31 protein-coding genes and 1 riboswitch are annotated in these 25,189 nt (G+C 39.1%); of the genes, 10 read left to right on the top strand and 21 right to left on the bottom strand.

Annotated features, from left to right (window positions below):
- Positions 1 to 110: 110 nt before the first annotated feature.
- Positions 111 to 269 carry a sporulation protein YjcZ gene (locus P8610_RS17500; RefSeq protein WP_289494683.1) on the bottom strand — a complete coding sequence of 53 codons (159 nt, stop codon included), beginning with the start codon at positions 267 to 269 and terminating at the stop codon, positions 111 to 113.
- A gap of 593 nt (positions 270 to 862) precedes the next feature.
- Between P8610_RS17500 and P8610_RS17495 the strand changes: the two genes are divergently transcribed.
- Positions 863 to 1,747 (top strand): alpha/beta fold hydrolase, encoded by an 885-nt coding sequence (locus P8610_RS17495; protein ID WP_394605597.1) that lies wholly within the window; start codon positions 863 to 865, stop codon positions 1,745 to 1,747.
- 34 nt (positions 1,748 to 1,781) lie between these two features.
- Here the strand turns inward: P8610_RS17495 and P8610_RS17490 are convergent, their stop codons facing one another.
- The 5 genes from P8610_RS17490 to kynU all read right to left on the bottom strand — a co-directional run bounded on the left by P8610_RS17490 (position 1,782) and on the right by kynU (position 5,548).
- Positions 1,782 to 2,912 (bottom strand): conserved virulence factor C family protein, encoded by a 1,131-nt coding sequence (locus P8610_RS17490; RefSeq protein WP_394605596.1) that lies wholly within the window; start codon positions 2,910 to 2,912, stop codon positions 1,782 to 1,784.
- 8 nt (positions 2,913 to 2,920) lie between these two features.
- The gene (locus P8610_RS17485) at positions 2,921 to 3,166 is read right to left on the bottom strand and encodes a hypothetical protein (protein WP_394605595.1); all 246 of its coding nucleotides are present in this window, start codon (positions 3,164 to 3,166) and stop codon (positions 2,921 to 2,923) included.
- Entirely contained in the window at positions 3,118 to 3,459 is a 342-nt protein-coding gene (locus P8610_RS17480; RefSeq protein ID WP_394605594.1) for a hypothetical protein, read from the bottom strand. Before P8610_RS17480 ends, P8610_RS17485 begins: the two co-directional genes overlap by 49 nt.
- Positions 3,460 to 3,637: 178 nt before the next feature.
- Positions 3,638 to 4,264: an arylformamidase gene (kynB, locus tag P8610_RS17475; RefSeq protein ID WP_394605593.1), complete on the bottom strand. Its 627-nt coding sequence runs from the start codon at positions 4,262 to 4,264 to the stop codon at positions 3,638 to 3,640.
- 12 nt (positions 4,265 to 4,276) lie between these two features.
- Positions 4,277 to 5,548, bottom strand: a complete 1,272-nt coding sequence (gene kynU / locus P8610_RS17470) for a kynureninase (RefSeq protein WP_394605592.1) — start codon at positions 5,546 to 5,548, stop codon at positions 4,277 to 4,279.
- A 111-nt stretch (positions 5,549 to 5,659) separates the two neighbouring features.
- On the opposite strand from kynU, the gene P8610_RS17465 reads away from it, so the two are divergent.
- Complete coding sequence (locus tag P8610_RS17465; RefSeq protein ID WP_394605591.1) at positions 5,660 to 6,820, top strand: CapA family protein; 1,161 nt, start codon at positions 5,660 to 5,662, stop codon at positions 6,818 to 6,820.
- A 45-nt stretch (positions 6,821 to 6,865) separates the two neighbouring features.
- Here the strand turns inward: P8610_RS17465 and P8610_RS17460 are convergent, their stop codons facing one another.
- From P8610_RS17460 to P8610_RS17445, 4 genes are all read right to left on the bottom strand, one after another.
- On the bottom strand, positions 6,866 to 7,015 hold the full coding sequence (locus P8610_RS17460; RefSeq protein ID WP_394605590.1) for a hypothetical protein: 150 nt from the start codon (positions 7,013 to 7,015) through the stop codon (positions 6,866 to 6,868).
- A 328-nt stretch (positions 7,016 to 7,343) separates the two neighbouring features.
- Positions 7,344 to 8,663 carry a Na+/H+ antiporter family protein gene (locus P8610_RS17455; protein WP_394605589.1) on the bottom strand — a complete coding sequence of 440 codons (1,320 nt, stop codon included), beginning with the start codon at positions 8,661 to 8,663 and terminating at the stop codon, positions 7,344 to 7,346.
- A gap of 149 nt (positions 8,664 to 8,812) precedes the next feature.
- Positions 8,813 to 10,300, bottom strand: coding sequence for a leucyl aminopeptidase (locus P8610_RS17450; protein WP_394605588.1), 1,488 nt, complete (start codon positions 10,298 to 10,300; stop codon positions 8,813 to 8,815).
- An 84-nt stretch (positions 10,301 to 10,384) separates the two neighbouring features.
- Entirely contained in the window at positions 10,385 to 10,759 is a 375-nt protein-coding gene (locus tag P8610_RS17445; protein ID WP_394605587.1) for a DUF309 domain-containing protein, read from the bottom strand.
- Positions 10,760 to 10,873: 114 nt separating this feature from the next.
- On the opposite strand from P8610_RS17445, the gene P8610_RS17440 reads away from it, so the two are divergent.
- Both P8610_RS17440 and P8610_RS17435 read left to right on the top strand, forming a co-directional pair.
- Positions 10,874 to 11,356 carry a divergent PAP2 family protein gene (locus P8610_RS17440; protein WP_289494670.1) on the top strand — a complete coding sequence of 161 codons (483 nt, stop codon included), beginning with the start codon at positions 10,874 to 10,876 and terminating at the stop codon, positions 11,354 to 11,356.
- Between the two features lie 13 nt (positions 11,357 to 11,369).
- Positions 11,370 to 12,200: a cobalamin-binding protein gene (locus P8610_RS17435; RefSeq protein ID WP_394605586.1), complete on the top strand. Its 831-nt coding sequence runs from the start codon at positions 11,370 to 11,372 to the stop codon at positions 12,198 to 12,200.
- Between the two features lie 18 nt (positions 12,201 to 12,218).
- Here P8610_RS17435 and P8610_RS17430 read toward each other — a convergent pair whose 3' ends face one another.
- The 5 genes from P8610_RS17430 to P8610_RS17410 all read right to left on the bottom strand — a co-directional run bounded on the left by P8610_RS17430 (position 12,219) and on the right by P8610_RS17410 (position 15,471).
- Positions 12,219 to 12,893: a 3D domain-containing protein gene (locus P8610_RS17430; RefSeq protein WP_394605624.1), complete on the bottom strand. Its 675-nt coding sequence runs from the start codon at positions 12,891 to 12,893 to the stop codon at positions 12,219 to 12,221.
- A gap of 120 nt (positions 12,894 to 13,013) precedes the next feature.
- Entirely contained in the window at positions 13,014 to 13,337 is a 324-nt protein-coding gene (locus tag P8610_RS17425; RefSeq protein ID WP_289494668.1) for a YuiB family protein, read from the bottom strand.
- A gap of 81 nt (positions 13,338 to 13,418) precedes the next feature.
- Positions 13,419 to 13,550 carry a YuiA family protein gene (locus P8610_RS17420; protein WP_171005383.1) on the bottom strand — a complete coding sequence of 44 codons (132 nt, stop codon included), beginning with the start codon at positions 13,548 to 13,550 and terminating at the stop codon, positions 13,419 to 13,421.
- Between the two features lie 149 nt (positions 13,551 to 13,699).
- Positions 13,700 to 14,182, bottom strand: coding sequence for an NUDIX hydrolase (locus tag P8610_RS17415; RefSeq protein ID WP_394605583.1), 483 nt, complete (start codon positions 14,180 to 14,182; stop codon positions 13,700 to 13,702).
- Positions 14,183 to 14,271: 89 nt separating this feature from the next.
- Positions 14,272 to 15,471: an NAD(P)/FAD-dependent oxidoreductase gene (locus tag P8610_RS17410; protein WP_066238843.1), complete on the bottom strand. Its 1,200-nt coding sequence runs from the start codon at positions 15,469 to 15,471 to the stop codon at positions 14,272 to 14,274.
- 374 nt (positions 15,472 to 15,845) lie between these two features.
- Between P8610_RS17410 and P8610_RS17405 the strand changes: the two genes are divergently transcribed.
- The 3 genes from P8610_RS17405 to P8610_RS17395 all read left to right on the top strand — a co-directional run bounded on the left by P8610_RS17405 (position 15,846) and on the right by P8610_RS17395 (position 17,609).
- A complete protein-coding gene (locus P8610_RS17405; protein WP_394605581.1) occupies positions 15,846 to 16,823 on the top strand; it encodes an NAD(P)/FAD-dependent oxidoreductase in 978 nt (325 codons plus the stop codon).
- 309 nt (positions 16,824 to 17,132) lie between these two features.
- The gene (locus tag P8610_RS17400) at positions 17,133 to 17,306 is read left to right on the top strand and encodes a hypothetical protein (protein ID WP_394605579.1); all 174 of its coding nucleotides are present in this window, start codon (positions 17,133 to 17,135) and stop codon (positions 17,304 to 17,306) included.
- Between the two features lie 141 nt (positions 17,307 to 17,447).
- Positions 17,448 to 17,609: a hypothetical protein gene (locus tag P8610_RS17395; protein ID WP_394605577.1), complete on the top strand. Its 162-nt coding sequence runs from the start codon at positions 17,448 to 17,450 to the stop codon at positions 17,607 to 17,609.
- 57 nt (positions 17,610 to 17,666) lie between these two features.
- Here P8610_RS17395 and P8610_RS17390 read toward each other — a convergent pair whose 3' ends face one another.
- Both P8610_RS17390 and P8610_RS17385 read right to left on the bottom strand, forming a co-directional pair.
- Entirely contained in the window at positions 17,667 to 18,023 is a 357-nt protein-coding gene (locus P8610_RS17390; RefSeq protein WP_289494662.1) for a HesB/IscA family protein, read from the bottom strand.
- Between the two features lie 79 nt (positions 18,024 to 18,102).
- The gene (locus tag P8610_RS17385) at positions 18,103 to 18,282 is read right to left on the bottom strand and encodes an aspartyl-phosphate phosphatase Spo0E family protein (RefSeq protein ID WP_289494661.1); all 180 of its coding nucleotides are present in this window, start codon (positions 18,280 to 18,282) and stop codon (positions 18,103 to 18,105) included.
- 316 nt (positions 18,283 to 18,598) lie between these two features.
- Here P8610_RS17385 and mqnE point away from each other — a divergent pair, with 316 nt between their 5' ends.
- Positions 18,599 to 19,696, top strand: coding sequence for an aminofutalosine synthase MqnE (gene mqnE, locus P8610_RS17380; RefSeq protein ID WP_289494660.1), 1,098 nt, complete (start codon positions 18,599 to 18,601; stop codon positions 19,694 to 19,696).
- Between the two features lie 35 nt (positions 19,697 to 19,731).
- On the opposite strand, the gene dapF is transcribed toward mqnE, so the two are convergent.
- Entirely contained in the window at positions 19,732 to 20,595 is an 864-nt protein-coding gene (dapF, locus tag P8610_RS17375; RefSeq protein WP_394605573.1) for a diaminopimelate epimerase, read from the bottom strand.
- Positions 20,596 to 20,613: 18 nt separating this feature from the next.
- Complete coding sequence (locus tag P8610_RS17370; RefSeq protein WP_289494658.1) at positions 20,614 to 20,856, bottom strand: hypothetical protein; 243 nt, start codon at positions 20,854 to 20,856, stop codon at positions 20,614 to 20,616.
- A gap of 99 nt (positions 20,857 to 20,955) precedes the next feature.
- Positions 20,956 to 21,138: riboswitch (FMN riboswitch) on the top strand.
- A 190-nt stretch (positions 21,139 to 21,328) separates the two neighbouring features.
- Here P8610_RS17370 and P8610_RS17365 point away from each other — a divergent pair.
- Positions 21,329 to 21,907 (top strand): ECF transporter S component, encoded by a 579-nt coding sequence (locus P8610_RS17365; RefSeq protein ID WP_394605571.1) that lies wholly within the window; start codon positions 21,329 to 21,331, stop codon positions 21,905 to 21,907.
- 302 nt (positions 21,908 to 22,209) lie between these two features.
- Here the strand turns inward: P8610_RS17365 and P8610_RS17360 are convergent, their stop codons facing one another.
- Both P8610_RS17360 and P8610_RS17355 read right to left on the bottom strand, forming a co-directional pair.
- A complete protein-coding gene (locus P8610_RS17360; protein WP_394605569.1) occupies positions 22,210 to 23,424 on the bottom strand; it encodes a NupC/NupG family nucleoside CNT transporter in 1,215 nt (404 codons plus the stop codon).
- 212 nt (positions 23,425 to 23,636) lie between these two features.
- Positions 23,637 to 23,873, bottom strand: a complete 237-nt coding sequence (locus P8610_RS17355; RefSeq protein ID WP_394605567.1) for a YuzB family protein — start codon at positions 23,871 to 23,873, stop codon at positions 23,637 to 23,639.
- Between the two features lie 237 nt (positions 23,874 to 24,110).
- Between P8610_RS17355 and P8610_RS17350 the strand changes: the two genes are divergently transcribed.
- Positions 24,111 to 25,175: an NAD(P)/FAD-dependent oxidoreductase gene (locus tag P8610_RS17350; protein WP_289494655.1), complete on the top strand. Its 1,065-nt coding sequence runs from the start codon at positions 24,111 to 24,113 to the stop codon at positions 25,173 to 25,175.
- The last annotated feature ends 14 nt before the right edge of the window (positions 25,176 to 25,189 follow it).

Genomic DNA, 25,189 nt, shown 5'->3' with positions numbered 1-25,189 from the left:
CGACTATGCATAACATCTCTCCATTTTTTTCTTTCATTATCCCCGCATAACAATTCATTCATACTCAAGCAAAAAAAGGCCTGAAGACCCTACCTCCAAGCCCCTTTTTTTTAGTCTCTAGTGTTCCACCACCACCAGCCACCGAAAATTAATATGAGAATAAACAAGATTATTATTACAGCCCAGATCCAACCGTAACCATAGCCGCCATAGCCGCCATATGCACCATATGCATATGGATAATAGTAAGGATAATATGGAAATGCCATCCTGCTACCTCCTTCATCTTTATGCGTTCTTACTCCTTATTAAAATATGTACGAAGTGGGTAAAGAGGAATAGAGACAAACGCACAAATTTTGATTAGAAAAGCAGGGACAAGCTTAGACGCAATATCAAAACCCAGAAGCGGTTGATTTCCGTTTCAGGTGCTTCGCTTTCCGCGGGGCAGGCGGTGAGCCACATTCGCACGTTTCACTTTTAAGTGTCTCACCTGCCCGCCTGTCCCGTAGGAGTCTCACACCTTACACTCCAATCAACTTTTCAACGATGTAAATAAGATAAAGCAAGAGCTATAATTCCCTAAGTCATCATTTATGTTTTTTCAAGAGGAAGCAAGGAATTTACGGTAGCAACAGGGCAGTAATCTGAATTGATAACGAATTAAACGCCGAAGCTCGACAATGCAAAAGCTGAGACACTTTTAGTCAAAAAATGTTTTTTCAATGATCCTTCCATAGAAATGGGTAAATAACTAATAAACAATAGTTAGACGTTTAAAGAGGAAATTATTGCACCTTTTATCTTTCAAGTACTTTGGTGAAACTATCCATAGAATTCTGTGTACGGAGGTAGGACAATCATGGCCGTTAATGAAGAGCATATTTATTCTCCAGGATATCGTTTAACTGTTAACAACGTTCAAATTTATTATGAATATTATGATCACGAAGATCCGGATGCAAAAGTAGTTGTTCTAGTTCACGGATTTTTATCCTCCACAGTCAGCTTTAGACAGCTGCTTCCTTACTTAACAAAAAAGTACAAAGTGATTGCTCTAGACCTTCCTGGGTTTGGGCAAAGTGAAAAGTCCACTAGTTTCATCTATAAACTGACGAACTATGGACAGTTAATTCTTGATTTCTTGGATCAGCTTCATATTCAAGATGTAATATTAATTGGTCATTCGATGGGTGGACAAATTTGCATGCATGCTGCAAAAAATTCTCCTAAACGGATTGAGAAGCTAATATTGCTTGGTTGCTGTTCGTATGTTAAGCGAGCAAGCCGGTCATTGATCGCTTGTTCCTACTTACCGCTGTTTACATGGGGAATGAGAAGCTGGATACAAAGAAAAGATGTGAAACAGAATTTATTATCCGTATTACATGACACTAAGCTGGTTACAGAAGAGATGATCGAAAGTTATAAAAAGCCGATCAGTGAGGCTGCTTTTATCGATTCCTTGATTCGGCTTTTAAGGCATCGTGAGGGCGATATGTGTTCACAAGAGCTGAAAGACATTCAACAGCCTGTTCTCATGATTTGGGGAAAAGAAGATCAAGTTATGCCTGTAAAAACGGGATACCGCTTAAAGCATGATCTTCCTAATGCTGAACTAATTGTCTATGAAAAATGCGGCCATTTATTAATGGAGGAAAAGCCTCAAGAAATTTGCCATGAGATAACGCGTTTTATTGAGCAAGATGAGCATGCAGCTTTGAACATAAAACATGATACAAAATAAGACCCGCTAAAACATTTCAGCGGGTCTTTATCTTTTACTTTTCACGGCTTTTCGTCATCTGCTGCCATACGGTACCGGCTGCTTCTTCTCCGCTTTGAATACGTTCAATTGCAATTTTAACTTGAAGTGCCACTTCAAATTCTGGATCTTCCTGAGCGGATTTTAATGCTGGAAGTGCAGTCTCGTCACCCACTTCAAATAGAAAACGAGCTGCACGCCACCTTACAAGTTTGTTTTTATCAGATAAGGCATCACACATAACAGGGATTGCTTTTGGATTACCTAAGTCTGACAATGCGTCTCCAGCCGTTCGTCTAACAGAAACATTTTTATCCTGAAGCGCTAGGTATAAAAGAGGAAGGACCGCTTCGTCTTCAATCATTCCCAAGTAGACAACAGCCAAACGACGTATAGAAGGCTTTTCATCTTTTAGTGCTTGTTTAAGAACCATCACGTCTTCTATCGATGGGTTCATTCGCTCTAATGCCGCATAACGCGTCTGCCAGTCCGTGTCGCGAAGCTTTTCTGCCACTTCTGAAGTAGAAACAGATGCTGTCTCCTCCACTGGAATTCCATTAGAGCTGTAAGCTTGTTTAACTAACTGCTCCAAACGCTCTTGAGGATAGACGGCTGACAGCTCTTCAGCTACCTCATTTCCTACTTGTTCGAAAGTTCCATAGCGAACTCCTTGTTCTTCCCATTGACGTTCCATTACAAGATTATCTGAAGAATCTTGGGCCTCAAGGGCTGCTTTTGCAAAACGTTCAGGTAATCCAACACGTCTTTCCTCTTGCTCCGTTCTAAGTTTGATCTGCATCGGAAGACCTCTGAACATTTGAACGAGGACTGTAATTTCAGTAATTTCATCTTCTTTTTGAGTTTCTTGATCTAATGTGTCTGAATCTTCTTCCTGACCAAACACTTTTCTAACTCCTGAAAGAACATCTTCCCACTTAGCGCGCGGGTTCCGTTCGAGCGCAATAAAATCTGCAACATGATAGATGCTTTTAACTCCATCCACCTTTAGAATTTCTTGAATAAACTCAGGAGCTTTTTGTGCATCATTTTTTGTATAATTGTAACGCTCTGTTCCAGGTAATGTTTCCGTCAGATTAATCTTCATTGAATTAGGGCTTGGAGTTGGTTCAATGCCTGTAATTTTCATTCTTCCAATCACTCCTTTTCGATTCCGTGTTTCAGATCAACTTCTAACAAATAGTTTGTTATCTGTTCTTTTTCTTTATCCGTGAACTTATATTCACAATCAATGCCTTCATCGTGGGCAATAATCTCTTGTAATTCACCCTCTTCGTTGTAAACAGCTAACGCACTTGGTTCACTTAGTCCTTCAGGAAAAATTTCAACATTGTTTATCTCAAACGATATATATACATTTGTCCACGGCCCAACCTGTACCACATCATAACTCGTAAATTGTAAGTTTCCTTCAAAATAATTCGTAAATCCATACTTGTACATGGCTTGCCTCCAATAAAACATCTCTTACCTATTATAAGGAACAATACATGAAATCTCAAAAATGCCGTTTTCTTTTTAGTTAAGGTACTGTTAAGAAAAAAACTTTGTTGCTCTAGGAACTGGTTGATTTCCGTTCCAGGTGCTCGCTTTCCGCGGGGCAGGCGGTGAGCCACATTCGTACGTTTCACTCTTAAGTGTCTCACCTGCCCGCCTGTCCCGCAGGAGTCTCGCACCTTCCACTACAATCAACTGTTTCAAAGAAGATAATATTTGTAAGCGAATATCATTTAGAAAAAGAGCGTTTTTAATTTGACACGTATGTAACTGTCATTTATAAACAGCCTTTAAATAAGAGGCAAAAGAAAAAACAAACACAGCTTATGGTGTTTGTTTCTCACAATGTTTGTTTATTTATTTGGACAATTCTTTAAGTACGGCTCGAACTGGGCTTCCGTCAGCATCCTGAAGTGGCAGCGGCAGAGCAATCAACTCGTACTCTCCCTCAGGTACCTCATCAAGCACCAACCCTTCTAAGATATGAATGTTATGTTCATAAAGAGCGTGATGTGCGCTCAACTCTTTGCTGTCCAATGTATCAACCGAAGGCATATCAACACCGATGAGCCCCACACCGCTATTCTTTAAATAGGGTACAGCTTCAGATGAAACAGGGACGATTTGTTTTGGAAACACCGTTCGATCTTGCCAGCAGTTTGTTTTGAAAAGAACTCGTTTCGTACCGTTTGGCAATTTGTTTTTGATATGTTCTAGTGTGATTTCCTTAACACTCGTAACATCCATGACAAATGCTCGTCCAATATATAATTCAAGGGGCAATCCAATCACTTTTTCCCCGTCATTATCAAAATGAAAGGGAGCATCAACATGTGTACCTGTATGTGTACTCATTTCCACTTTCCCGACATTCACAGACCCAGATTGTTCTTTTGTCCAAGCAAGACCAAATGAATACGGAGTGTCACCTGGCCACCCTGGAACCCCGTTATAAAGGGGCATCGAAATATCGAATAGCTTCACTTGTATCTCTCCTTAAGCAATAACTTCCCTCTTGTTTTCATACTTTTCATATTCGCGATTTTTCATAATTTTGCTCAGTATTTCTACAGCTTTAAATACATCTTCAAAAGAATTATAAAGCGCTACAGGTGCTAAACGAATAATGTTCGGAGCTCTAAAGTCTGGAACAATCCCATTATCTTTTAACGCCTTGCAGATTCGAGCTGCGTCACTGTGCATTAGTGCTACATGCCCCCCTCGTCTCTTATCGTCAAGCGGGTTAACGATTTTAAACTCATTTTCAAGTTCTTGATTTAATAAATTCATCAAAAGGGTAGTCAACTTTAAAGATTTGCTGCGGATTCTTTCGATCTTCGCTTCTTCAAAGATAGACAATGAGCCGATTAGCGGTGCGGTGCTCAGCATATGAGGCGTACCGATCTGGTAGCCTCCCGCAGAATTTTCCGAATCAAAATGGTGATCCATATCGAATTGGGTTTCTTTCTTGCTGCCGAACCAGCCGGACAGACCAGGAGTTTTTGAAAAATGCTTTTTGTTCACATATAGTCCGCCAACTCCACCTGGTCCAGCATTTACGTATTTATAGTTGCACCAAAACGCAAAATCAACATTCCATTTACTTAATTCATGCGGAAGAGCTCCGATTGAGTGACATAGATCAAATCCAATCGGTATGTTCCGTTTGTGCGCCTCTTTCGTTAATCGCTCAATATCGAGTAGCTGACCGCTTCTATAAAGAACAGAAGGTAAAAGAATGAGCGCGATATCATCTGTCATCATTTCTATAATGTCTTCTTCATCAAGTGTTAAACCGTTCTTGCTTTTAACCTGAATCAATTCAGTATCAGGATTTAAGCCTTTTAATTTCAACTGACTTTGCAAGCCATAGATGTCTGAAGGGAATGTCAGTTCATCTGCGAGTATTTTTGTTTTCCCTTCTTGCGGTTCAAAAAAGGTAGCTACCAACTGATGAAGGTTCACTGTCGTTGATCCTGTAACAATTACTTCTTGAGCTTCTGCTCCTACAAGTACAGAGAGTTTTTCAGCTAACTGCTCGCTCAATGTGAACCAAGGATATTTTCCACCCATCCATCCATCGATTCCATGCTCTTTCCAATCATTTAAAACATCAAATAATGATTGTTCTGCACGCTTAGAAAGAAGCCCTAAAGAGTTGCCATCTAGATAAATAGAATCATTTTTTACGTAAAACTCATTTTTAAAGGAAGCCAGTTCGTCATTCTGGTCTAAAAGTTCTACTGTTTCTGCTGTAATTTGTCTCATTTTGTACTTTCCTCCTGAATGTCATGATTGGAACCGTTTTCAATACTAAGTAATTCGACATATACATATGCCCTCTTTTTCCATTATGATAGAGAAAAAGGGGGAATTGTATTGAAACGGCTATGGTGGTTTGCAGGAATTGTAATCGTTTTCTTTTCGACAATTGGACTTATATATATGTATCATAACGCAGATTTAAAGACTGTTGAAGAAAAAAAGGAACTCAAACAAGAAAATGCTGAGTTACCAAAAGAGATAAAGACGGAACCAATCGTGCAAAAGCCTGTCGAAAAAACGACAAGTTTGACTCTTGGAGCAGTAGGCGACATTTTAATTCATGATACGGTTTATAATAGCGCCAAAACAGCTTCTGGATATAATTTCAATCGTAACTTTCTCCCCGTTAAGCCCTATTTATCACAGCCTGATATTACAATGGCTAATCAAGAAACAATGATAGGCGGAACACAGCATGGTCTTTCTTCCTATCCATCATTTAATTCTCCGCATGAAGTTGGAGACGCGTTAAAAGCGAATGGGGTGGATCTTGTTACGCTAGCCAATAATCATACGCTTGACCGCGGAGAAAAAGTAATTGTGAGTGCACTGAACTATTGGAACCAAATAGACGTGGAGTACACCGGGGCTTATCTAAATGATCAGGACAGGCAGAATATTCGACTGATAAAAAAGAAGGACATTACGGTTTCTTTTTTAAGCTATACATATGGAACGAACGGAATACCCGTACCTACAGGAAAAGATCACCTTGTTAACTTGATTGAAGTTGAGCGCATCAAACGTGATATTGCTGAGGCTAGAAAACTTTCCGACGTCAATGTTGTATCTTTGCATTTTGGAAATGAGTATGAAAGATTGCCAAATGATTTTCAAAAGGAAATCGTAAAAGTGGTAACTGAAGCAGGTGGTGACATTATCATCGGACACCATCCTCATGTACTTCAACCCGTAAAATGGGAGACAGCAAGCGACGGCAGCAAAACATTTGTGGCCTATTCGTTAGGGAACTTCTTATCTGGTCAACGCCGTGAGTATAAAGACATTGGCGGGATTGTTCAGCTTACTGTAACGAAGCATCAAAAGGGGGATGAAACGAGTATTAATTTAACAGATCCAAAATTTCTGCCAACATATGTAGATCGTCCTTTTGTGATTCATCCGATGAAGGATCTTCCTGCTATGAAAAAATCGTATGAAGAGATCAAAGCACACATGAAACAGTGGATGCCGGAATTGACTTTTTTTGAATAAAAACACAAAAGCTGACTCCTCTTCTTTTTGAGGAGCCAGCTTCTTTTATTTTCCTTTTGATTTTGGGCTTTGTGTATCTCTTTTCGGAATTTCGTCTGAGAATTTTTCATCAGAAAACTCAACGTTTGCCATGCTTTCTGTCGGTGTTGAATTGTTTTTTGCTGCTGCATCCCAAGAATGTTTACGTTTTGTCATTGCAGATCCCTCCTTACAGATAGGATGTGTATTTTTGCAGAAAAAATTGATGACAACAAATAAAGTTAAATTGGTCCTAACGTGGATATTTTTAAAATAACGTGGAATTATTCAAATTAATGTGGTTATATTTGAATTATTGTGGAATTATTCAATTTAACGTGGATTTATTAATTTGTGTTCTTTCCATGCGGACGCTATCTTTCATTTGTTTTTTCCCCAAACACACACATCGAATTAGCATTATCTCCCTCCTAATTCATCCAACAAATAGAAAGAGGCCCGACTCAAAAGCTGTATCTTTTGAATCAAACCTCATGTTTTCAAGCTATAATACCATCGCGGCAATAAATCCGAACGCGATTAATGGCAAGTTGTAGTGCAAGAACGTTGGAACACATGTATCCCAGATGTGATTATGCTGATTGTCTACGTTCAGACCAGAAGTTGGTCCGAGTGTACTGTCAGAAGCAGGAGAACCCGCATCACCTAAAGCTGCTGCTGTACCGATCAGCGCAATAGTCGCCATAACACTTAATCCTAATTCTCCAGCTAATGGTACGAAAATCGTTGTTATAATCGGAATGGTTGAGAACGATGAACCAATTCCCATCGTTACGAGCAAGCCAATCACTAACATAAGCAGAACACCTAGTGCTGTGGAGTTTCCGATTAATGCAGCACTGTCTTTTACTAAGGTTTCTACTTCACCTGTCTCACGCATTACCGCTGCAAAACCAGCTGCTGAGATCATAACAAAACCAATGTAAGACATCATTTTCATACCTTCAGTTAAAATGGTATCTGAAGCATTTAATTTTAGCTGACCGCTAAAATACAAAACGATTATTCCTGATAGTGCACCAAAGATCATAGAGTCTGTTTGAAGCTGTACAACCAATGTTGCAGCAATGGATATAACAGCTACAATGATTGAGCGAGTCGTGTACTTCACTTCATTATCACTTGAAACACCGATCGTTTTATTTTCATATTTGCGCGGTTTACGATACGTAATAAATACGGCGATCAATAGACCCACGATCATTCCTAAAGAAGGAATCGTCATCGCTGTCGGGATTTGATCCATTTTTACGGTTAATCCGCTGTCTTTCATATTCGTTTGAAGAATCTCATGGAAGATTCCACCGAATCCTACAGGGAACCACATGTAAGGCGTAATTAGGCCGAAAGTTATGACCGTCGCTACTAGTCTGCGGTCGAGCTGCAGTTCATTTAATACATGTAAAAGCGGCGGTATAAAGATTGGGATGATTGCAATATGAACGGGAATCAAATTTTGTGAAAAAGAAGAAATCATTAAAATAACAAATAATATAAGAACTTTAGACAATGATTTCTTTCTTGTTTCTCCTTCTTTTCCAACAAGAGCGATGGCTTTGTTCACCATCAATTTAGGAAGTCCCGTTCGAGATAATGCAACTGCAAAACTTCCTAATAACGCATAGCTTAATGCAATCACTGCATTCGATCCTAGCCCTTCAGTAAATACCGTAATTGTTTCTGTTAAGCCCATCCCTGCTAAAACTCCGCCTGTTAAAGCACCTACAAGCAAGGCTACTACAACATGTATACGCAAAAGGCTAAGTACTAGCATTACTGCTACGGCTAATACTACAGCATTCATTTTGTTTCCTCCTTAAATAAAAGCATCAAAAGCTTTATTGCTTTATTTCGCTAAATCACTAATTTGTTAAACCTTTAACAAATTAACATGTATATACGAATGTGTCAAATACAAAAAACCCTGAACCTCAGTTGAGGTTCAGGGTTTTATTATGCTTTAAAGTTCCGTACAAAGTTAGTCAGCGTGCGCACCATTACACCTGTTGCACCTTTAGGGCCTAACTCTGATGATTTTCCAGAATAAGCTGTACCTGCGATATCCAAGTGAACCCACGGTGTGTTTTCAGCAAACTCCCCAACGAACAAGCCGCCAGTAATCGCGTGACCAAGTCTTCCAGTTGAATTGTTAAGATCGGCAACATCACTCGTCTTCAGCATATCTTTAAATGGCTGAAAACTTGGAAGCAGCCATAATAATTCCGATTCATCTGCAGCAGATTGCTTGATATGCTCATAAAAGTCTTCATCGTTTGTTAGTGCGCCCGTTGTGCAGTCACCGAGTGCCACTAACACGCCTCCTGTCAGCGTTGCTACATCCACAATGTATTTAGCTCCTTGTTCTTTTGCGTACGTAATTGCATCGGCTAGAATGAGACGTCCCTCTGCATCCGTATTTCGTACTTCAATGGTTTTTCCGCTCAATGAAGTAATCACATCGCCTGGCTTCATAGCCGTTCCATTGATCAGATTCTCAGAAGAAGGAATAACAAACATCACATTGATCTCCGGCTTTAAGCGTCCAATCGCTTCCATAGCTCCTAATACAGCCGCGCTTCCACCCATGTCGCTCTTCATTTCATGCATGTTAGCTGCTGGTTTGATTGAGTAACCGCCTGCATCAAAAGTTAAGCCTTTACCTACTAATGCCACATAAGAATCTTCTTTTTTTCCGCCTTGATACTTTACTGTTATTAATTTTGGCGGCTGATCAGAGCCTTTACTTACTGCAAGTATTGCTCCCATACCGAGCTTTTCCATGTCTTCTTTTTCAAGAATTTCGTATTCCATGCCATATTCAAGCGCCACATCAATTGCTTCTGCTGCTAAATCAGTTGGCGTAAGAAGATTGCCTGGTGTATTCACAAGGTCACGAGCAAGATTAATTCCTTTTGCATAAGCATACCCACTTGTTAGTCCTGCTTCAGCTTCACTATTTTCTGTGTAAACAGTAACCGATTCTAAACGCTTTTGAGGTTCATTTGTTTTCTTTTTATAATCTTCAAAGCGATAAACAGAAGTGCCTGCCGCTTCACTAAATGCATGTGCAAGTTTTTCCATTGAAACATTTTCTGTATGAAAGGTATCGAGAAGAACGGAAAAATGAGTTCTTTTTTCTTTCGTAATTTCTTGTACAGCTCTTCCAAACGTACTTCTAGCTTTTTCATAAGTAAAATCTTCACGCTTACCTAATCCAGCAAAATAGATACGCTTTGTTCCAAGCTGACCTAATGTGTTTAATTTTTTTATACTTTTCAAACGATTCGAAAGATCTCCATCTTTTATAAGTTCAGTAATATTTCCTTTTAATTCTTTATCCATATCAGCCATTACACCAGTAAGTTTCGGTTCTTGAAATAAACCGACCAGTAGGACTTCTTCTTGTTCTTGTGTACTCCAAAGCTGTTTAATCGTAAACACGTTAAAGTTCCCCCTTATTCTTTTTAACACTCTACAATTTATTATACTCTTTCTTTTAGAATATTTCGAATTCATAATACTTTATTACTCTAAATTTAAATAGAGTTTTGGAATAACAGGTAATAGATGAACCTGCTCAAAATCCAGCTTATCGATATTCTTCGGAATGCTATTCAGGCACAGATTAATATACGCTAACACTTCTTCCACGTTTAATTGCCAATGTATAGGCTTATAAGGAGTTAGATAGTGATTAGCGACTATTAACATTTTCCGAGCCCCTTTTACGTTTCCATATTCATAATGATAAAGAGCAACTGTCATCTGCAGAAGCCCCTTAATAAAAAGATTGCTCCGATCTGTTAACCAGATCGCTTCTAATAAATCATGTCCTGTATAATAATCACCATCGTTAAAGACAACAAAAAACTCGTAATATTCTTGAGGAAAAAATTCCACCTATGTAACCCTCCCTCTTTCTTTATGTTATCAGAGATTGAACTGTGTAGAAATCGGGTAACAACTATCTAAAACAGCCATACTATAAACCACCCTATTGAAAGGAAGCTCCTAATGCCTGATATACTTTTTAACTTTCCATTAATCGCAGCACTACTAGGTGTATTTTCTGCACAATTCTTAAAAATTCCTATTCATTTTTATCATACTAAAAAAATAAGATGGGATTTATTTATTAGTACAGGTGGAATGCCAAGCTCACATTCTGCTTCTGTTACTTCATTAGCAACTGCGGTTGGAGCTCTCCATGGATTAGGTTCAACCCTTTTTGCCATCGCTGCCATGTTTGCCATTATTGTGATGTATGATGCAAAAGGAATCCGCTGGCATGCAGGAGAACAAGCAGCCGTATTGAATGACTTAGTAGAAGAGTTCAGAAATCACGTTAGAGAATCTGAATCATTCCAGCAAAAGAAAGTGGAAGAACAAAGAAAAGAATTAAAAGAACTTCTCGGACACCGTCCAAGTGAAGTGTTCTTTGGCGGACTTCTTGGTATTCTACAGACCCTGCTGCTATCGTGGTTGTTTATATCATAGGGGGTTATTCTCTTTGAGATTAATTTCAATTTGTCCAAGCAATACAGAACTGGTGCACTTTTTAGGAATAACATCTCAGCTAGTCGGGGTCGATGATTTTTCTGATTGGCCGGCAGAGATAGAAAAGCTTACACGTTTAGGTCCTGATTTATCCATCAATATGGATAAGCTTCAATCATTAGAACCTGATCTCGTATTAGCTAGCTTGAGTGTACCTGGTATGGAAAAGAACGTTGAAGAACTAAAGAGGCGGGACATCCCGCATGTTGTATATAATCCTCAAAGTCTTACAGATATTCAAAACGATCTGCTTGATCTGGGTCAACGAACAAACAAAATGTTAACAGCCCGTCACATGGTGGATTGGATGATAAAAGAAGTAAGATCATATGAAAAGATTAGCAGATCGATAAAAAACAGAAGAAAAGTTTATTTCGAATGGTGGCCAAAGCCTGTTTTTACACCAGGAAAGGTGAATTGGCTCACAGAAATCGCCTATCTTGCTGGAGGACAGAACCTCTTTGAAGACGTGGAGCTGGCTAGTGTACAGACTACGTGGGACGATGTTGTGAACCGAAAACCCGATATGATCGGAATGGTTTGGGTAGGTGTTAAAACAGATAAGATGCAGCCTTCCCACATCAAAAAAAGAGATGGATGGGAAGTTTTAGAATCCTATCAGACAGAGATTGTAAAACTGGAGGAAAATCTTTTTTGCCGGCCTTCTCCCAGGTTGATTTTCGGGCTAAAACGACTTGCCGCACTTATACATCCAAATGATTTCCCCCCTTTTTTACCGAAAGAAGAAGAAACCTACATAAAGAAGCTTCAGGCTATTCGCTAACCTGAAGCTCTTTTTTTATTAATATAAATATTGCTGCCTAAATACTTGCATCGATTTATCTTCGTTTAAGGTATTCAATTCTGTTTCCGTAATCTTTCCGTCACCGCGCTCTACAACATACACACCAATCTTCTTTTTGCCCCATTTTTCATACACTTCTTCTACAGTATTGTAATAGAGATCTATTTTGTTCCCTTTGATGGCAGAACCCGTATCTGCAACAACTCCATAACCGTAACCTGGAATCCATAGAACGGTTCCAATCGGAAAGATTGAAGTATCCGCTGCGATTGTGGAATAAAGATCTCGCTTTACCTTTAATCCTGACTTTGTAATTCCATAAGCAGGGTGACTTTTTGTTTTGCCGGTACTCTCTTGTCCTGCGGTGTATCCTGTAGCCGTTACATGTACGACTGGATATTGTGTAAAATCAATCGCTTCTTCAATGGTTCTAGTCTGTTTCACCTCGGCAGAAGAAAGCATCATGTTTGGTCTATAAATTGCGGGCAATGTCTTTAAAGAATGGGTTATTACGCTCAAAGCAGTGTCAACTATTACGTTATCAGACTGTTGCTGATCGAGCCAAGTTGCTAGATCATCGGCCTGTACACCAGAAATTGATCGAAATGTTGTAAAAATCGCGAAAACAAATAGAATCGTAATGGTGGTTCTCTTTACAATTTTTCTTAACATCAGCAAAAATTGTCCACTCCTCTCCTATCTATTCCTTCCCAGAGCTAAGTAGATGTATACTCGTCTTTGGAAGAAGGAGAAAAGTGGAAATAAAAAAAGACCCTTATGAAAGGGACTTTTTTAAAACATCTGATATCCGCGAACTCGCAGCATCTTAATGGCTAAACCGGCTAGTATTGCTCCGATCAACCCACATGTTAGTATAGTAATGTCTGATGCCGATAAATTGAGGAGATGACTCCAAAGCAATTGAAAACTTGCACTTGGCTTCGTAAAATACTCAAAGAATCGAACGTCATCAACAATCATAATGACAACTATAGGATATAAAATAACCATAAACCATGTAGCACGCAGAAGCATGTTGAACAAGAAACCGATTCCAAAGAACAGGACCATGAACAATAGCATTGAAATAATGACTTGTGGCAAAAGCAAATCCATGATGTAGACACCCCCATATATCTGAGGTTAGTTTACTAAACGGGGGCATATACGTCAATCGTGTTTGAGAGCGTTACGTGTTTAAGCTCGTTTCTTACCGCTTCCGCAGCATTCTACACACGTTTCAGAACCTCCAAGCAAGAGCTGGAAATAACCCTTCCCTTCACAATATGGACACTGATCATGTTTTTTCTGAATCGCATGTTTTCTCATGTTGTAACACTCCCTCTTTTTTTGTTTAAATTTTCAGATAATAATAACAAGGATTTGAGGGATTGAAAAACCGATTTTAACGTGAAATAAGCCCATGTAAGCGTAATCATCGTTTACTTTCTTTAATTATCAGAATATTTCGTACATTTTTATCTGCAATCAATAATTTTATAAGTGGTATAGCCAAAAACATCGCCAGGATTTATTTTATCCTCCATAAAGCTTTGTTTTTTGTTCATAAAGTAATGAATCATTAATGATGTGGCAGGATCAACTCTTAGTTCTTCAGGTGTCATAAATGCAGCAAGTTCAATCTCACTTGAATGTTGCGAAAGATTCCCACTCTTTTTTCTCAATAAAAAAACGATCATATTATCACTTATTGTCCCTTTAATAACACCCGAGCGGATTCCAAGAATAGTGCATACTTCCCCTTTAATTCCTGTTTCTTCAAAGACTTCTCTCACTGCTGCTTCATCAACCGTTTCTCCTGGATCTACAAAACCGGCTGGAATGGACCATTTACCTTTTAATCCACCATAACTCTTCTTAACAACGAGCCATCTGCCGTCATCATCTATTAATAAGCCAGCTGCAGCCAGCCATACATTTCCTCTGTCTTTTTTCGTCATCAGCATGCCCGCCTTTTAAAAATTAAATTAATAATGCCATAAAAAAGAACAGAAGCATACGCTCCTGTTCTTATTTTACACTATTCGATTTAGAAAAGTTTTAATTTACCTTTTTTAATAACCATCGGCACTCCGCCAAGTAAGAATAAGTAACGGTTGTCGATTACTTTTTTCATTGCAGATGCTGTAGCACCAAACAACTTCTTGTTTCCTACTTTACCGATTGCTTCACCTTTACCAAGGGATGCAACAGTACCTTTAATGTCTGGCTTAAATTCTTCTAGCTTACCGCCATTCATTAATGCTTTGATGTTACGGCCGATCGTGTAAGCTTGTTGAATTGCGATTTGAGCTGTTGGAGGATAAGGACGGTTTGCTTCCTCATCAATGATAAGTGCACAGTCTCCAGCAACGAAAATATAGTCAAACCCTGGCATACGAAGATCTTTGTCAACTTTAACACGTCCGCGCATTGTTTCGAATCCAGCTTCCTCCACTAAGTGGTTTCCGCGAACTCCACCTGTCCAAACAATTGTAGAAGCCTTAATCTCTTCACCATTCGCAAGTACTACACCATCTGTATTACATTCTTTAATTGGTGTGTTAACAAGGAACTCAATTCCGCGACGTTCTAAGTTATTGATCGCATACTCAACTAGTTCTTCATCAAATCCAGGAAGTACTGTCGGTGCAGCTTCAATATTTACGATACGAACTTTTTCACGAGGAATATCGTATTCACGGCATAATTCTGGAACACGGTCAGCTAGTTCACCAACAAACTCAATTCCAGTAAATCCAGCACCACCAACTACGATTGTGATTAGTTCATCTGGCTGTCCTTCGTTGTTGTAACGAGCAAATGAATAATCAATGTGCTCACGGATTTTACGAACAGAGTTAATGCTGCGGATGCTGAATGCATTCTCTTTAAGTCCTTGGATACCGAACGTTTCAGGGTCAGATCCAAGTGCAATAATTAAGTAGTCATATGTTAGTTCTTGATTTTCTAATAGAACACGTTTTTCGTCTTTTTTAATTTCTTTAACTGTATCTTGTACAAAGTTCACTTTGTTCATATCGATAATGTTATCAATCATGATACGTGTTTTGTCGTGATGTAAAGTACCTGCTGCATTTTCATGAAGCCATGTAGTTTGGTAATGGTAGTTGTGCTTATTTACCAATGTGATTTCAGCTTCGTCAGATCCTAGTTCTTTTTGTAAACGTACAGCTGACATAATCCCGCCGTAGCCGCCGCCTAATATTAGAATTTTTGGCTTACTCATTTCATTCACTTCCAGTTCTCATTTTTTTTAGTTTGACCTTTTCACTCATTAAATATGATGGAAAGGAATAGATTGTGATATATTTCACGTAATAAGACATGAATAAGTGCAAAAAATGTTCGAAATATCGACATTTTTTAATCATACATACACATTTTATTCCTTTTTTCTTGTTTTTTCAACCTTTTTTTCGTTATGATAATGTTTCAAATTCATGCTTCCTTTTTTATATGCATGCTTTCGGTTTAATGGCAATTTATACAAATCAAAAAGAGGACTTTTCGCTTCTCTCAAGAATCTAAATGTGAGATAGCAAGTTCTGGTTAGAACATTTTTCATGTTCATCAGTCATAAATACAGAAGAGGTGAAAGTGATGGCAAAAGAAATTTACGATATTACGATTATTGGCGGCGGTCCTTCAGGTTTATTTGCTGCGTTCTATGGTGGTATGCGCCAGATGAAAGTGAAGATTATTGAAAGTATGCCTCAGCTTGGGGGGCAACTATCTGCACTATATCCTGAAAAATACATATATGATGTTGCTGGATTTCCAAAGGTTCTTGCACAGGACCTTGTTAATAACTTAAAAGAGCAAGCGATGCAGTTCAATCCGACAGTTGTTTTGGAACAATCCGTTCAAAACGTGGAGAAGAATGAAGACGTTTTTGAATTAACAACAGATAAAGCTGTGCATTACAGCAAAGCTGTGCTGATTACTGCAGGTGTTGGTGCTTTTCAGCCTCGCAGATTAGAGCTGGCTGCAGCGCAACAATATGAAGGTAAGAATCTTCATTATTTTGTTAACGACCTTAATACATTCGCAGGGAAGCGTGTCTTAGTTTGCGGTGGAGGGGATTCTGCTCTTGACTGGTCATTGATGTTAGAGCCGATCTCACCACAGGTAACGTTAACGCATCGACGTGATAAGTTCCGTGCTCACGAACATAGTGTGGAACAGCTAATGAATTCAAAAGTAGCCGTTAAAACACCTTACCAAATTACTGAGCTGATTGGTGATGGAGAGAACATTTCTGCTGTAGTGCTTGAGAACGGAGATATTAAGGAAACGGTTGAAGTGGATGCCGTTATCGTAAACTATGGCTTTATTTCCTCTTTAGGTCCTATTAAAACCTGGGGATTAGACATTCAAAAAAATTCAATCGTTGTAAACTCTAGAATGGAAACGAATATTAAAGGCATTTATGCTGCAGGTGATGTGTGTACGTATGATGGTAAAGTAAAATTGATCGCATCTGGCTTCGGTGAAGCACCAACCGCGATTAACAATGCAAAATCCTACATCGATCCAAACGCGAAGACACAGCCTTTGCACAGCACGAGCTTATTCTAAAGTTTCTGTGGCGCCAGATGTTATCTTCTGGCGTCTTTTTATTTTAGGCTGTTTTCGTATATATTGTTGCTCCTGAATGTAGTTGATTTCCGCTCCAGGTTGCTCGCTTTCCACGGGGCGTGCGGTGAGCCTCCTACCGCTTTGCGCCATTAGGAGTCTCCACCTGACCGCTCGTCCCGTAGGAGTCGGCAACCTTGCGCTCCAATCAACTTGTCAATGAAGAGGATAAACAAGGGATAAAAAGCAACATTCCATTAGAAAAGAGCATATTTTTATAACAATTGATTTTAAGAGAGGAATAGCTAAGTTATGAACCGACAATTTTCCGAAGAAGAAATGCATGCTGCTGATTGCCTGCAAGAGATTCAGAAGGTCATTAATCAGCTTCATATCACGGATGAATCCTTTTTAGAGGATACTAAAAAAGAACTTCCGCGCTTAAAAGAACTTTTAAGCGAACTGGAAAAATACGCCGTGGAATAAATTGCTTGTGGAAAGTGCGCACTGTCTTTGTTATTATTATTTGTGAGGCGGACAAGTGCCGCTGACTTAATAGCAATCTTACCCGGTGTTGGCGCGCCGGGTTTTCTTTTACCCTTTTTTAGATAAGGAGATTGAACAAAAATGGAGTTCAACTTGATTTTTGGCATTATTTTCTTCATACTTGGCACTTTTTTAATGCCGCTTGGTATAAAAGAGCAAAACAAGCAAAAGAAATTCATACTTATCGGTGCTTCTATTTTGTCAGATATCATCGGAGTACTTTTCATCTTCAATAAATTTTAAACACATAAAAAGCTCTTGCCCCAAAAATGGGGCAAGAGCTTTTAACGTATTCTGCTATTAGCATTCTTCAGGTGTTCCAGCATTTGTTGCTGTTTTAAATGAAGATCCACATCCACAAGATGCGATGGCATTCGGATTTGTAATCGTAAATCCTCCGCCCATCATATTTTGCTTAAAGTCTATAACCGTTCCTTTTAAAACTTTAGCACTTTCTTCATCTACAACGACTTGTATTCCTTCAATATTCTCTTCGTGATCGGAATCACTCTTATCACTATCAAAGCCCATTCCATAAGATAGACCTGTACATCCTCCGCCTTTTACAGCTACCCGCAGAAATTGATTTTTGTCCTCTTCGTCAGCTAGCATTTCTTTGATTCTGCTTGCCGCACTCTCTGTTATCTCAACGATCATTATTTTTCACTCCTTTAATAAGGATCTATAGGTATAGTATAACGGCTGCAAAAGCCTCTCTCAAGAAATCGGCTTTCGGTCAATTGCCTTTTTGCTGCATCTCCATAATTTTATTATGTGTCTCGTCAATTTTTCTACTATAATTTAAAACCATTGGATGATGTATTCCTAATGCATTTGCGGTCTGTATCATTTTATTTCGCAGAGTTTCTAATTGTTCAATTTTTTCTAATCTAGCGGTTGCTGATGTGGCTTTCATTTTCGTCACTCCACTCTTCGTTTTAAACATATGCCTTCCTTTTATTTTACATTTTCTTCAATTATTAGACAATCATCACTTTAATAAAAAAACTATATTTTTCAAATTTCAAAGAATTTACCAAAAGCGGCTTCCCTTGTCGGAATGTTTGATTAGGATTATAATTATAATGCACTTAAAGCACATGTATTTAATTCTGATAATACATAGGTATTCGTATAAAATTGGTAAAGAGAGAGTGTCGATATATACTCTTTTCTTTAAAAAATGTTTACATCATCCGAACATTTCATTAGAAAATTTAGGGGGATAAAAAATGGCAAATATATTGACTCTTGATACACGCATGGCTGCAATTGCTGAAAAAGTAACTCATGGCGAGCGTCTGTCAATTGAAGACGGTTTATATTTATATGAAACGAATGATCTTTTGAGCGTTGCATCGTTAGCGAATGAAGTGAATACCCGCAAGAATGGGGACCACGTTTATTTCATTGAAAATCTGTATATTAATCCGACAAACGTATGTGAAGCGACATGCAGCTTCTGTGGTTTTAAGCGCAAGCCTGGTGAAGAAGGCGCATATACCATGAACGATGAGCAGCTTTTAGATTATGTACAAAAACGCTGGAACGATAACATTCGTGAGTTTCATATTGTAGGCGGCCACAATCATGAAGTACCGTTTGATTATTATTTAGATACGATCCGTACGTTGAAAAAGCACTATCCACAAGTTACGATAAAAGCTTATACAGGGGCTGAGATCGAGTTCTTCTCCAGAATTTCTGGACTTTCGATGAAAGAAGTTTTAGAAGAGCTGATTAAAGCAGGCTTGGATACGATGCCTGGCGGCGGTGCCGAAATTCTTACAGAACGCTATCGCTTGAAGATGAGTCCTGATAAAGCTTCAACTGATCAGTGGTTAGAGGCACACGAAATTGCACACGGATTAGGATTAAAAACTCATGCAACGATGTTATATGGCTCGATTGAAACGAAAGAAGAACGTTTGATTCATATGGATCGCCTCCGTCAGCTGCAAGATGCTACGAATGGCTTCATGGTATTCATTCCACTTGCTATGCAGCCGCGTACCCAATCAATGGGGCTGATGAGAAGAACTTCTGCATTTGACGATATGAGAACAATCGCGATCAGCCGTTTGATGCTTGATAACTTTGATCACGTGAAAGCCTACTGGATTAACATAGGTGTTCAGCTTACTCAGATGGCATTAACATTTGGATCTAGTGATATCCACGGAACATTAATTGAAGAGCGCATCTCACACGCAGTTGGTGCACTAACATCATCAGGTATCACTCGAAAGGAACTTGTCCACTTAATCAAAACGGCAAACAAAGTTCCCGTTGAACGTGATACGTTTTATAACATTATTCAAAAATATTAAAAGTAAAGTGCAGGCATCGAAGCCTGCACTTTTGTTTATTTTATATGATATTCACCTGTACAGATTACTTCTGCTGGACCACTCATAAGCACATCACCGTTATCTTGCCAATTTATTATAAGATCTCCACCTGCTAAATGAACGGTAATATCCGTATTTCTTTCTGCTTTTTCATTTAGGACTGCTGCAACAGCTGCTGCACATGCCCCAGTACCACAAGCTTGAGTAATACCCGAACCTCTTTCCCAAACTCTAAAGTGCATTTCACTTTTTGATACCACCTCTACAAACTCTGCGTTTACCCAATCCGGAAACATAGGGTCTTTTTCAATTATTGGTCCAAGTGAATGCAATGGTGCTTTCTGAATGTTGTCCACAAAGAACACAGCATGCGGATTTCCCATTGATACTGCTGTCATATTTAAAGAGTATCCATTAAAAGATACAGCCTCATTTATTACTTGATCAAGATTGTTAAAGCCATTCAATGGAATTTGTCGGGGTTGTAGGATCGGCTTCCCCATATTAACGGTAACGAACGATACTTTATTGTTGTGATCTGGTGTTACTTTTGCAGTTACTAATCCGCCAAGAGTTTCAATCTGAAATTCTGTTTCTTTCACTAGTGCGTGTTCGTACGCATATTTAGCTACGCAGCGAAGTCCATTACCACAGTTCTTAGCTTCCGATCCATCGTTGTTAAAGATCCGCATCTTAACGGGTGCCACATCACTTGGGCAGATTAAGATCATACCGTCTGATCCAATTCCAGTGTAGGGATTTGAAACAGCTACTGCTAGTTGAGGCATGTCAGCTTCAGCGATTGTTTCTTCAAACATATTGACGTAAATATAATTATTGCCAAGTCCATGCATCTTCGTGAATTTCAAAGTATCCATAATCTATAACCCAGCTCCTTAAGATTGCCCTCTTAATTTTTCATCTGTATAAAAATAATCGTCATCCGCATTTAGAATAGTTATCTTGCCATGACAGCACGGCATGATTAAAATCTGTTTAATCGCTTCTTTGGCAAGATTCATCTGATCCTCTTTAAAAGAAGTTAACACATTATCTTGTTTACAGAACGGACACTCCGAAATATAGATATCATTCATCATTCTTTCATACGGCCATGTATATTCAAAGGTTAATTTCATGTGAGTTCATCCTCTATTTGGAAGGTATGGTTGTAGCATATTCGTTCACAACTTACATTTTTTAAAGTATAATAGGTGATGTAACAAAATACAATAGCGATCCATCTTCGGGGCAGGGTGAAATTCCCGACCGGCGGTAATTGAAGATTCCCTCTTCATCAGCCCGTGAGCGATTTGGAAATGCCAAAACAAACGTTTAGGCTAAAGACTTCGATGTCACCATTTTGCTGATCTGGTGTAACTCCAGAGCCGACAGTATAGTCTGGATGGGAGAAGATGTTGGTACAGCGGTTCATGTAAATGAGCCTTTGTTTAAGTGCGCATTTTACCATTTATGTAAATGCTTCTTCTACATGCTGTTTATCAGACAACCTCCCTTAGTCCGTTCTTTGACTAAGGTTTTTTTGTATGAAACAGGCTGTGCTGCATTCGAAATCATGAGATGGCGCAACACAAAAGAGGAGAGATTTCAATGCAAAAGGGAAAAATCAAACAAATGGTAGCGGTATCGATGCTCAGTACGATTGCATATGTACTGATGATGCTCGACTTTCCGTTTCCAGGACTGCCTCCATTTCTAAAAATTGATTTTAGTGAGGTGCCTGCACTGCTAGCTGCCATCATATTCGGACCAGCAGCAGGAATAATGGTTGAAGCAATTAAAAATGTACTTCATTACGGAATTGTTGGAAGTTTTACAGGTGTACCCGTTGGTCAATTAGCAAACTTTGTTGCCGGGATCCTTTTCATTCTTCCAGTATCCTACCTATTCCGCAAAAAGCATACGGTTAAACGTCTTTCAACTGGCTTAATTCTAGGAACAGTTTTGATGACTTTTATGATGGGATTACTGAACTATCTGATCATCTTGCCAGCATATACGTGGTTCCTAGGTGCTGACCCGATGTCTAGCCAAATGATGATGGATCTTATTCTAAAAGGGATTACACCGTTTAACTTGATAAAAGGAACGATTATTACTTTGCTATTCATAGCACTATATAATCGAATGCAGCCATGGGTAATGAAACAGATTGCTCAGCAGGCTTAAATAGATGAAATAAACCGCAGCGAGAGATTCCCGTTGCGGTTTTTTTGTGTTCCAACATAGGGGTATAAAGGCTGTCACGAGCTGAGATCAGTTGTCGATATTTAGCGAATGGCCTTTATATAGAATTTAGACTTAATTGAAGTTTGGTACGACCTAATTAGCTCTCATTTCAACTAATTTTGTTCATCTAGACTTAATTATGGGGAGGTACCACGACTGGTATTCTTCAAGGACCATGGATACCCCCAACACACAAAAAGATGCTCAAGCATAGGCTTGAGCATCTTGAAGTTAAACAATTCTTATAGAATAAACATACCTGCAATTGCACCGCTTAGTAAGTTAGCAATTGTAGCTGCGATAACAGCACGCATTCCAAGTCTTGCGATGTCTGGACGACGGTTTGGCGCCATAGCTCCAAGACCACCTAAAAGGATTGCGATCGAAGAAAGGTTCGCGAAACCACAAAGTGCGAAACTTACAACCGCTACCGTTTTCGGCATTAAGTCAGGAATTTGAGGTGCAAATGAAGAATAAGCAACAAACTCATTCAATACAATTTTTTGACCGATAAAAGTACCGGCTTTAACTGCTTCTTCCCAAGGTACACCAATTACGAATGCAATTGGAGCAAATAGATAGCCCAAGATTTGCTGAAGTGTGATCTCATAGCCAAACCAGCCACCGATTCCGCCAAGGATACCGTTAACTAGTGCGATAAGTGCGATAAAAGCAAGTAGCATTGCCCCAACGTTTAGTGCAATTTGAAGTCCATCTCCAGCACCTTTTGCTGCAGCGTCGATTACGTTTACTGTATCTTTGTCACGCTCTAATTTGATCTCACCCATTGTTTCAGGCTCTTCTGTTTCAGGAACAATGATTTTCGCAATCGCAAGTCCTGCAGGAGCACACATAAAGCTAGCTGCGATCAAGTACTCTAGAGGTACACCTAATAGGTAGTAACCAATTAGTACAGAACCTGCTACCGATGCAAGTCCACCGACCATTACTGCGAAAAGCTCCGATTGTGTTAAACGATTCATATATGGACGAATTACAAGAGGTGCTTCAGTTTGACCTAAGAAAATGTTTGCTGTAGCACTCATAGATTCAGCTTTACTTGTTTTTAATAGCTTGGATAGAGCTCCACCCAAAATTCTTACAACCCATTGCATGATACCTAGATAGTAAAGAACTGAGATTAAAGAAGAAAAGAAAATGATTACTGTTAAAACTTGAAATGCAAAAATAAATCCTTTTCCTTCTGCTGGAATCATACTTCCAAACAAGAAAGTAATTCCTTCGTTCGCATAAGCAACAACGTTAGAAACTTTTTCAGAAACACCTTGCAAAGCTTTCTTACCCGCATCCCATTTTAATACGATTAATGCGAAGGCAACTTGAATCGCAAGAGCGCCTAGTACTGTTCGCCAGTTAATCGCTTTCTTATTTTGAGAAAGCAAGAATGCGATTACAAGAAGAACCAGCATACCGCCTAATCCCCATAAAATTTGCATAATTACACCCCTTTTGTAATTTAGAAGAAAACGCTTTCTTTTTTTACACGTTAGTTGTCAGACATCGAATGACTGACCCTTTTCTAATGTAACAAATTTCGACAAAAATGCAATCGTTTTTTAATAAATTTCATGCTAGATATTTTTCCCAATGAAGCGTTCCTTATCCAAATAAAAAGACAGCTATCTCTTTTTTTAGGAGAAGCTGCCTTTTAGAACATATCATTTTCTTCTATATGATTGTAGATATTTTTAACAAGTTCATCTGATGTTTCTCCGTGCACGATATCTCCGTTCACGAGAGCAAAAAGCGATTTGGCACAGTGTCCGCAGTAGCCTAGACATCCATACTCAATTACATCAAGATCATAGTCTTTCTCGAGTTCTTCGAGCGCTTTTTGTGCACCGCTTGCTAAATTACTTACACAAAACTCTATAATCGGTCTCATTTTTTCTTTCACCTCTTGATGAATTCATCCTAACTCTTTCTTGTGAGCTAGTCAATGTAAACACTCATTCTTCCTGTGTTTTTTCCATAAAAGAGTTGTGAATTTGTTGCAAAGTGCTATACTTAAACATGTCAAAAACGTGAAATCGTTTACTTATTTCAAGTTACGGATATTTACTTATATAAAGCAATACAAAAACAGATACGAATTGTCTTGATAGAAAAGGGGAAATGACAAATGAAACACCTCGTTTTACTTGGCGGAGGATATGGAAATATGCGTGTGTTGAAGAGACTTCTTAATTCCTCAGACCTCCCTGAAGATATTCAGCTTACGCTTATTGACCGTGTACCTTATCATTGTTTGAAAACCGAATATTATGCGCTGGCTGCAGGAACCATTTCAGATCATCATGTTCGCGTAACGTTCCCTGATCACCCACGCTTAAACATTAAATACGGTGAAGTTACAGAAATTGATGTTAAAGAAAAGAAAGTACTGTTAAAAGATCAAGATGCTGTTTCGTATGATGATTTAGTAATTGGCCTTGGCTGTGAGGACAAGTATCATAATGTTCCAGGTGCAGACCAATATACACTAAGCATTCAGACAATCGATAAATCGCGTCATACTTATCAAGTACTGAACAACCTGCATGCAAACGCGGTTGTTGCCGTTGTTGGTGCAGGCCTTTCTGGTGTTGAACTTGCATCCGAGCTTCGCGAAAGCCGCCCGGATCTGACGATTAAGCTTTTCGATCGTGGTGACATGATATTATCTGCGTATAAGAAGAGATTAAGCAATTATGTACAAAATTGGTTCGTTGAACATGGGGTTGAAGTCATTAACAACTCTAATGTTACAAAAGTAGAACAAGGCGCATTGTATAATCACGATGAGAAAGTTGAATGCGATGCTATCGTTTGGACTGCGGGTATTCAGCCTAGCCGCATCGTACGTGATTTGGATGTTGAAAAAGATAGTCAAGGACGAGTGGTTCTAAGTGAGCATCATCACCTTCCTTCTGACGAACATGTCTATGTAGTAGGAGATTGCGCAAGTCTTCCTTACGCACCTAGCGCACAGCTCGCAGAGGAACAAGCTGAGCAGATCTCACAAGTTCTCTTAGCCCGTTGGAATGAACAGCCACTGCCGGAGATGAACGAGATTAAATTAAAAGGTGTTATGGGATCACTTGGTAAGAAGAGTGGTTTCGGTACGATGGGAAGCACAGCTCTTATCGGACGAGTACCTCGTTTATTAAAATCAGGAATCCTCTGGTTGTATAAATATCAAGTATAAGAAAAGGCCCATGC

This window comes from Fictibacillus sp. UD (genome assembly GCF_043558025.1).
GTDB lineage: Bacteria > Bacillota > Bacilli > Bacillales > Fictibacillaceae > Fictibacillus.
The sequence above is the reverse complement of the archived record's forward strand: the minus strand, read 5'-3'. Positions and strand labels throughout refer to the sequence as shown.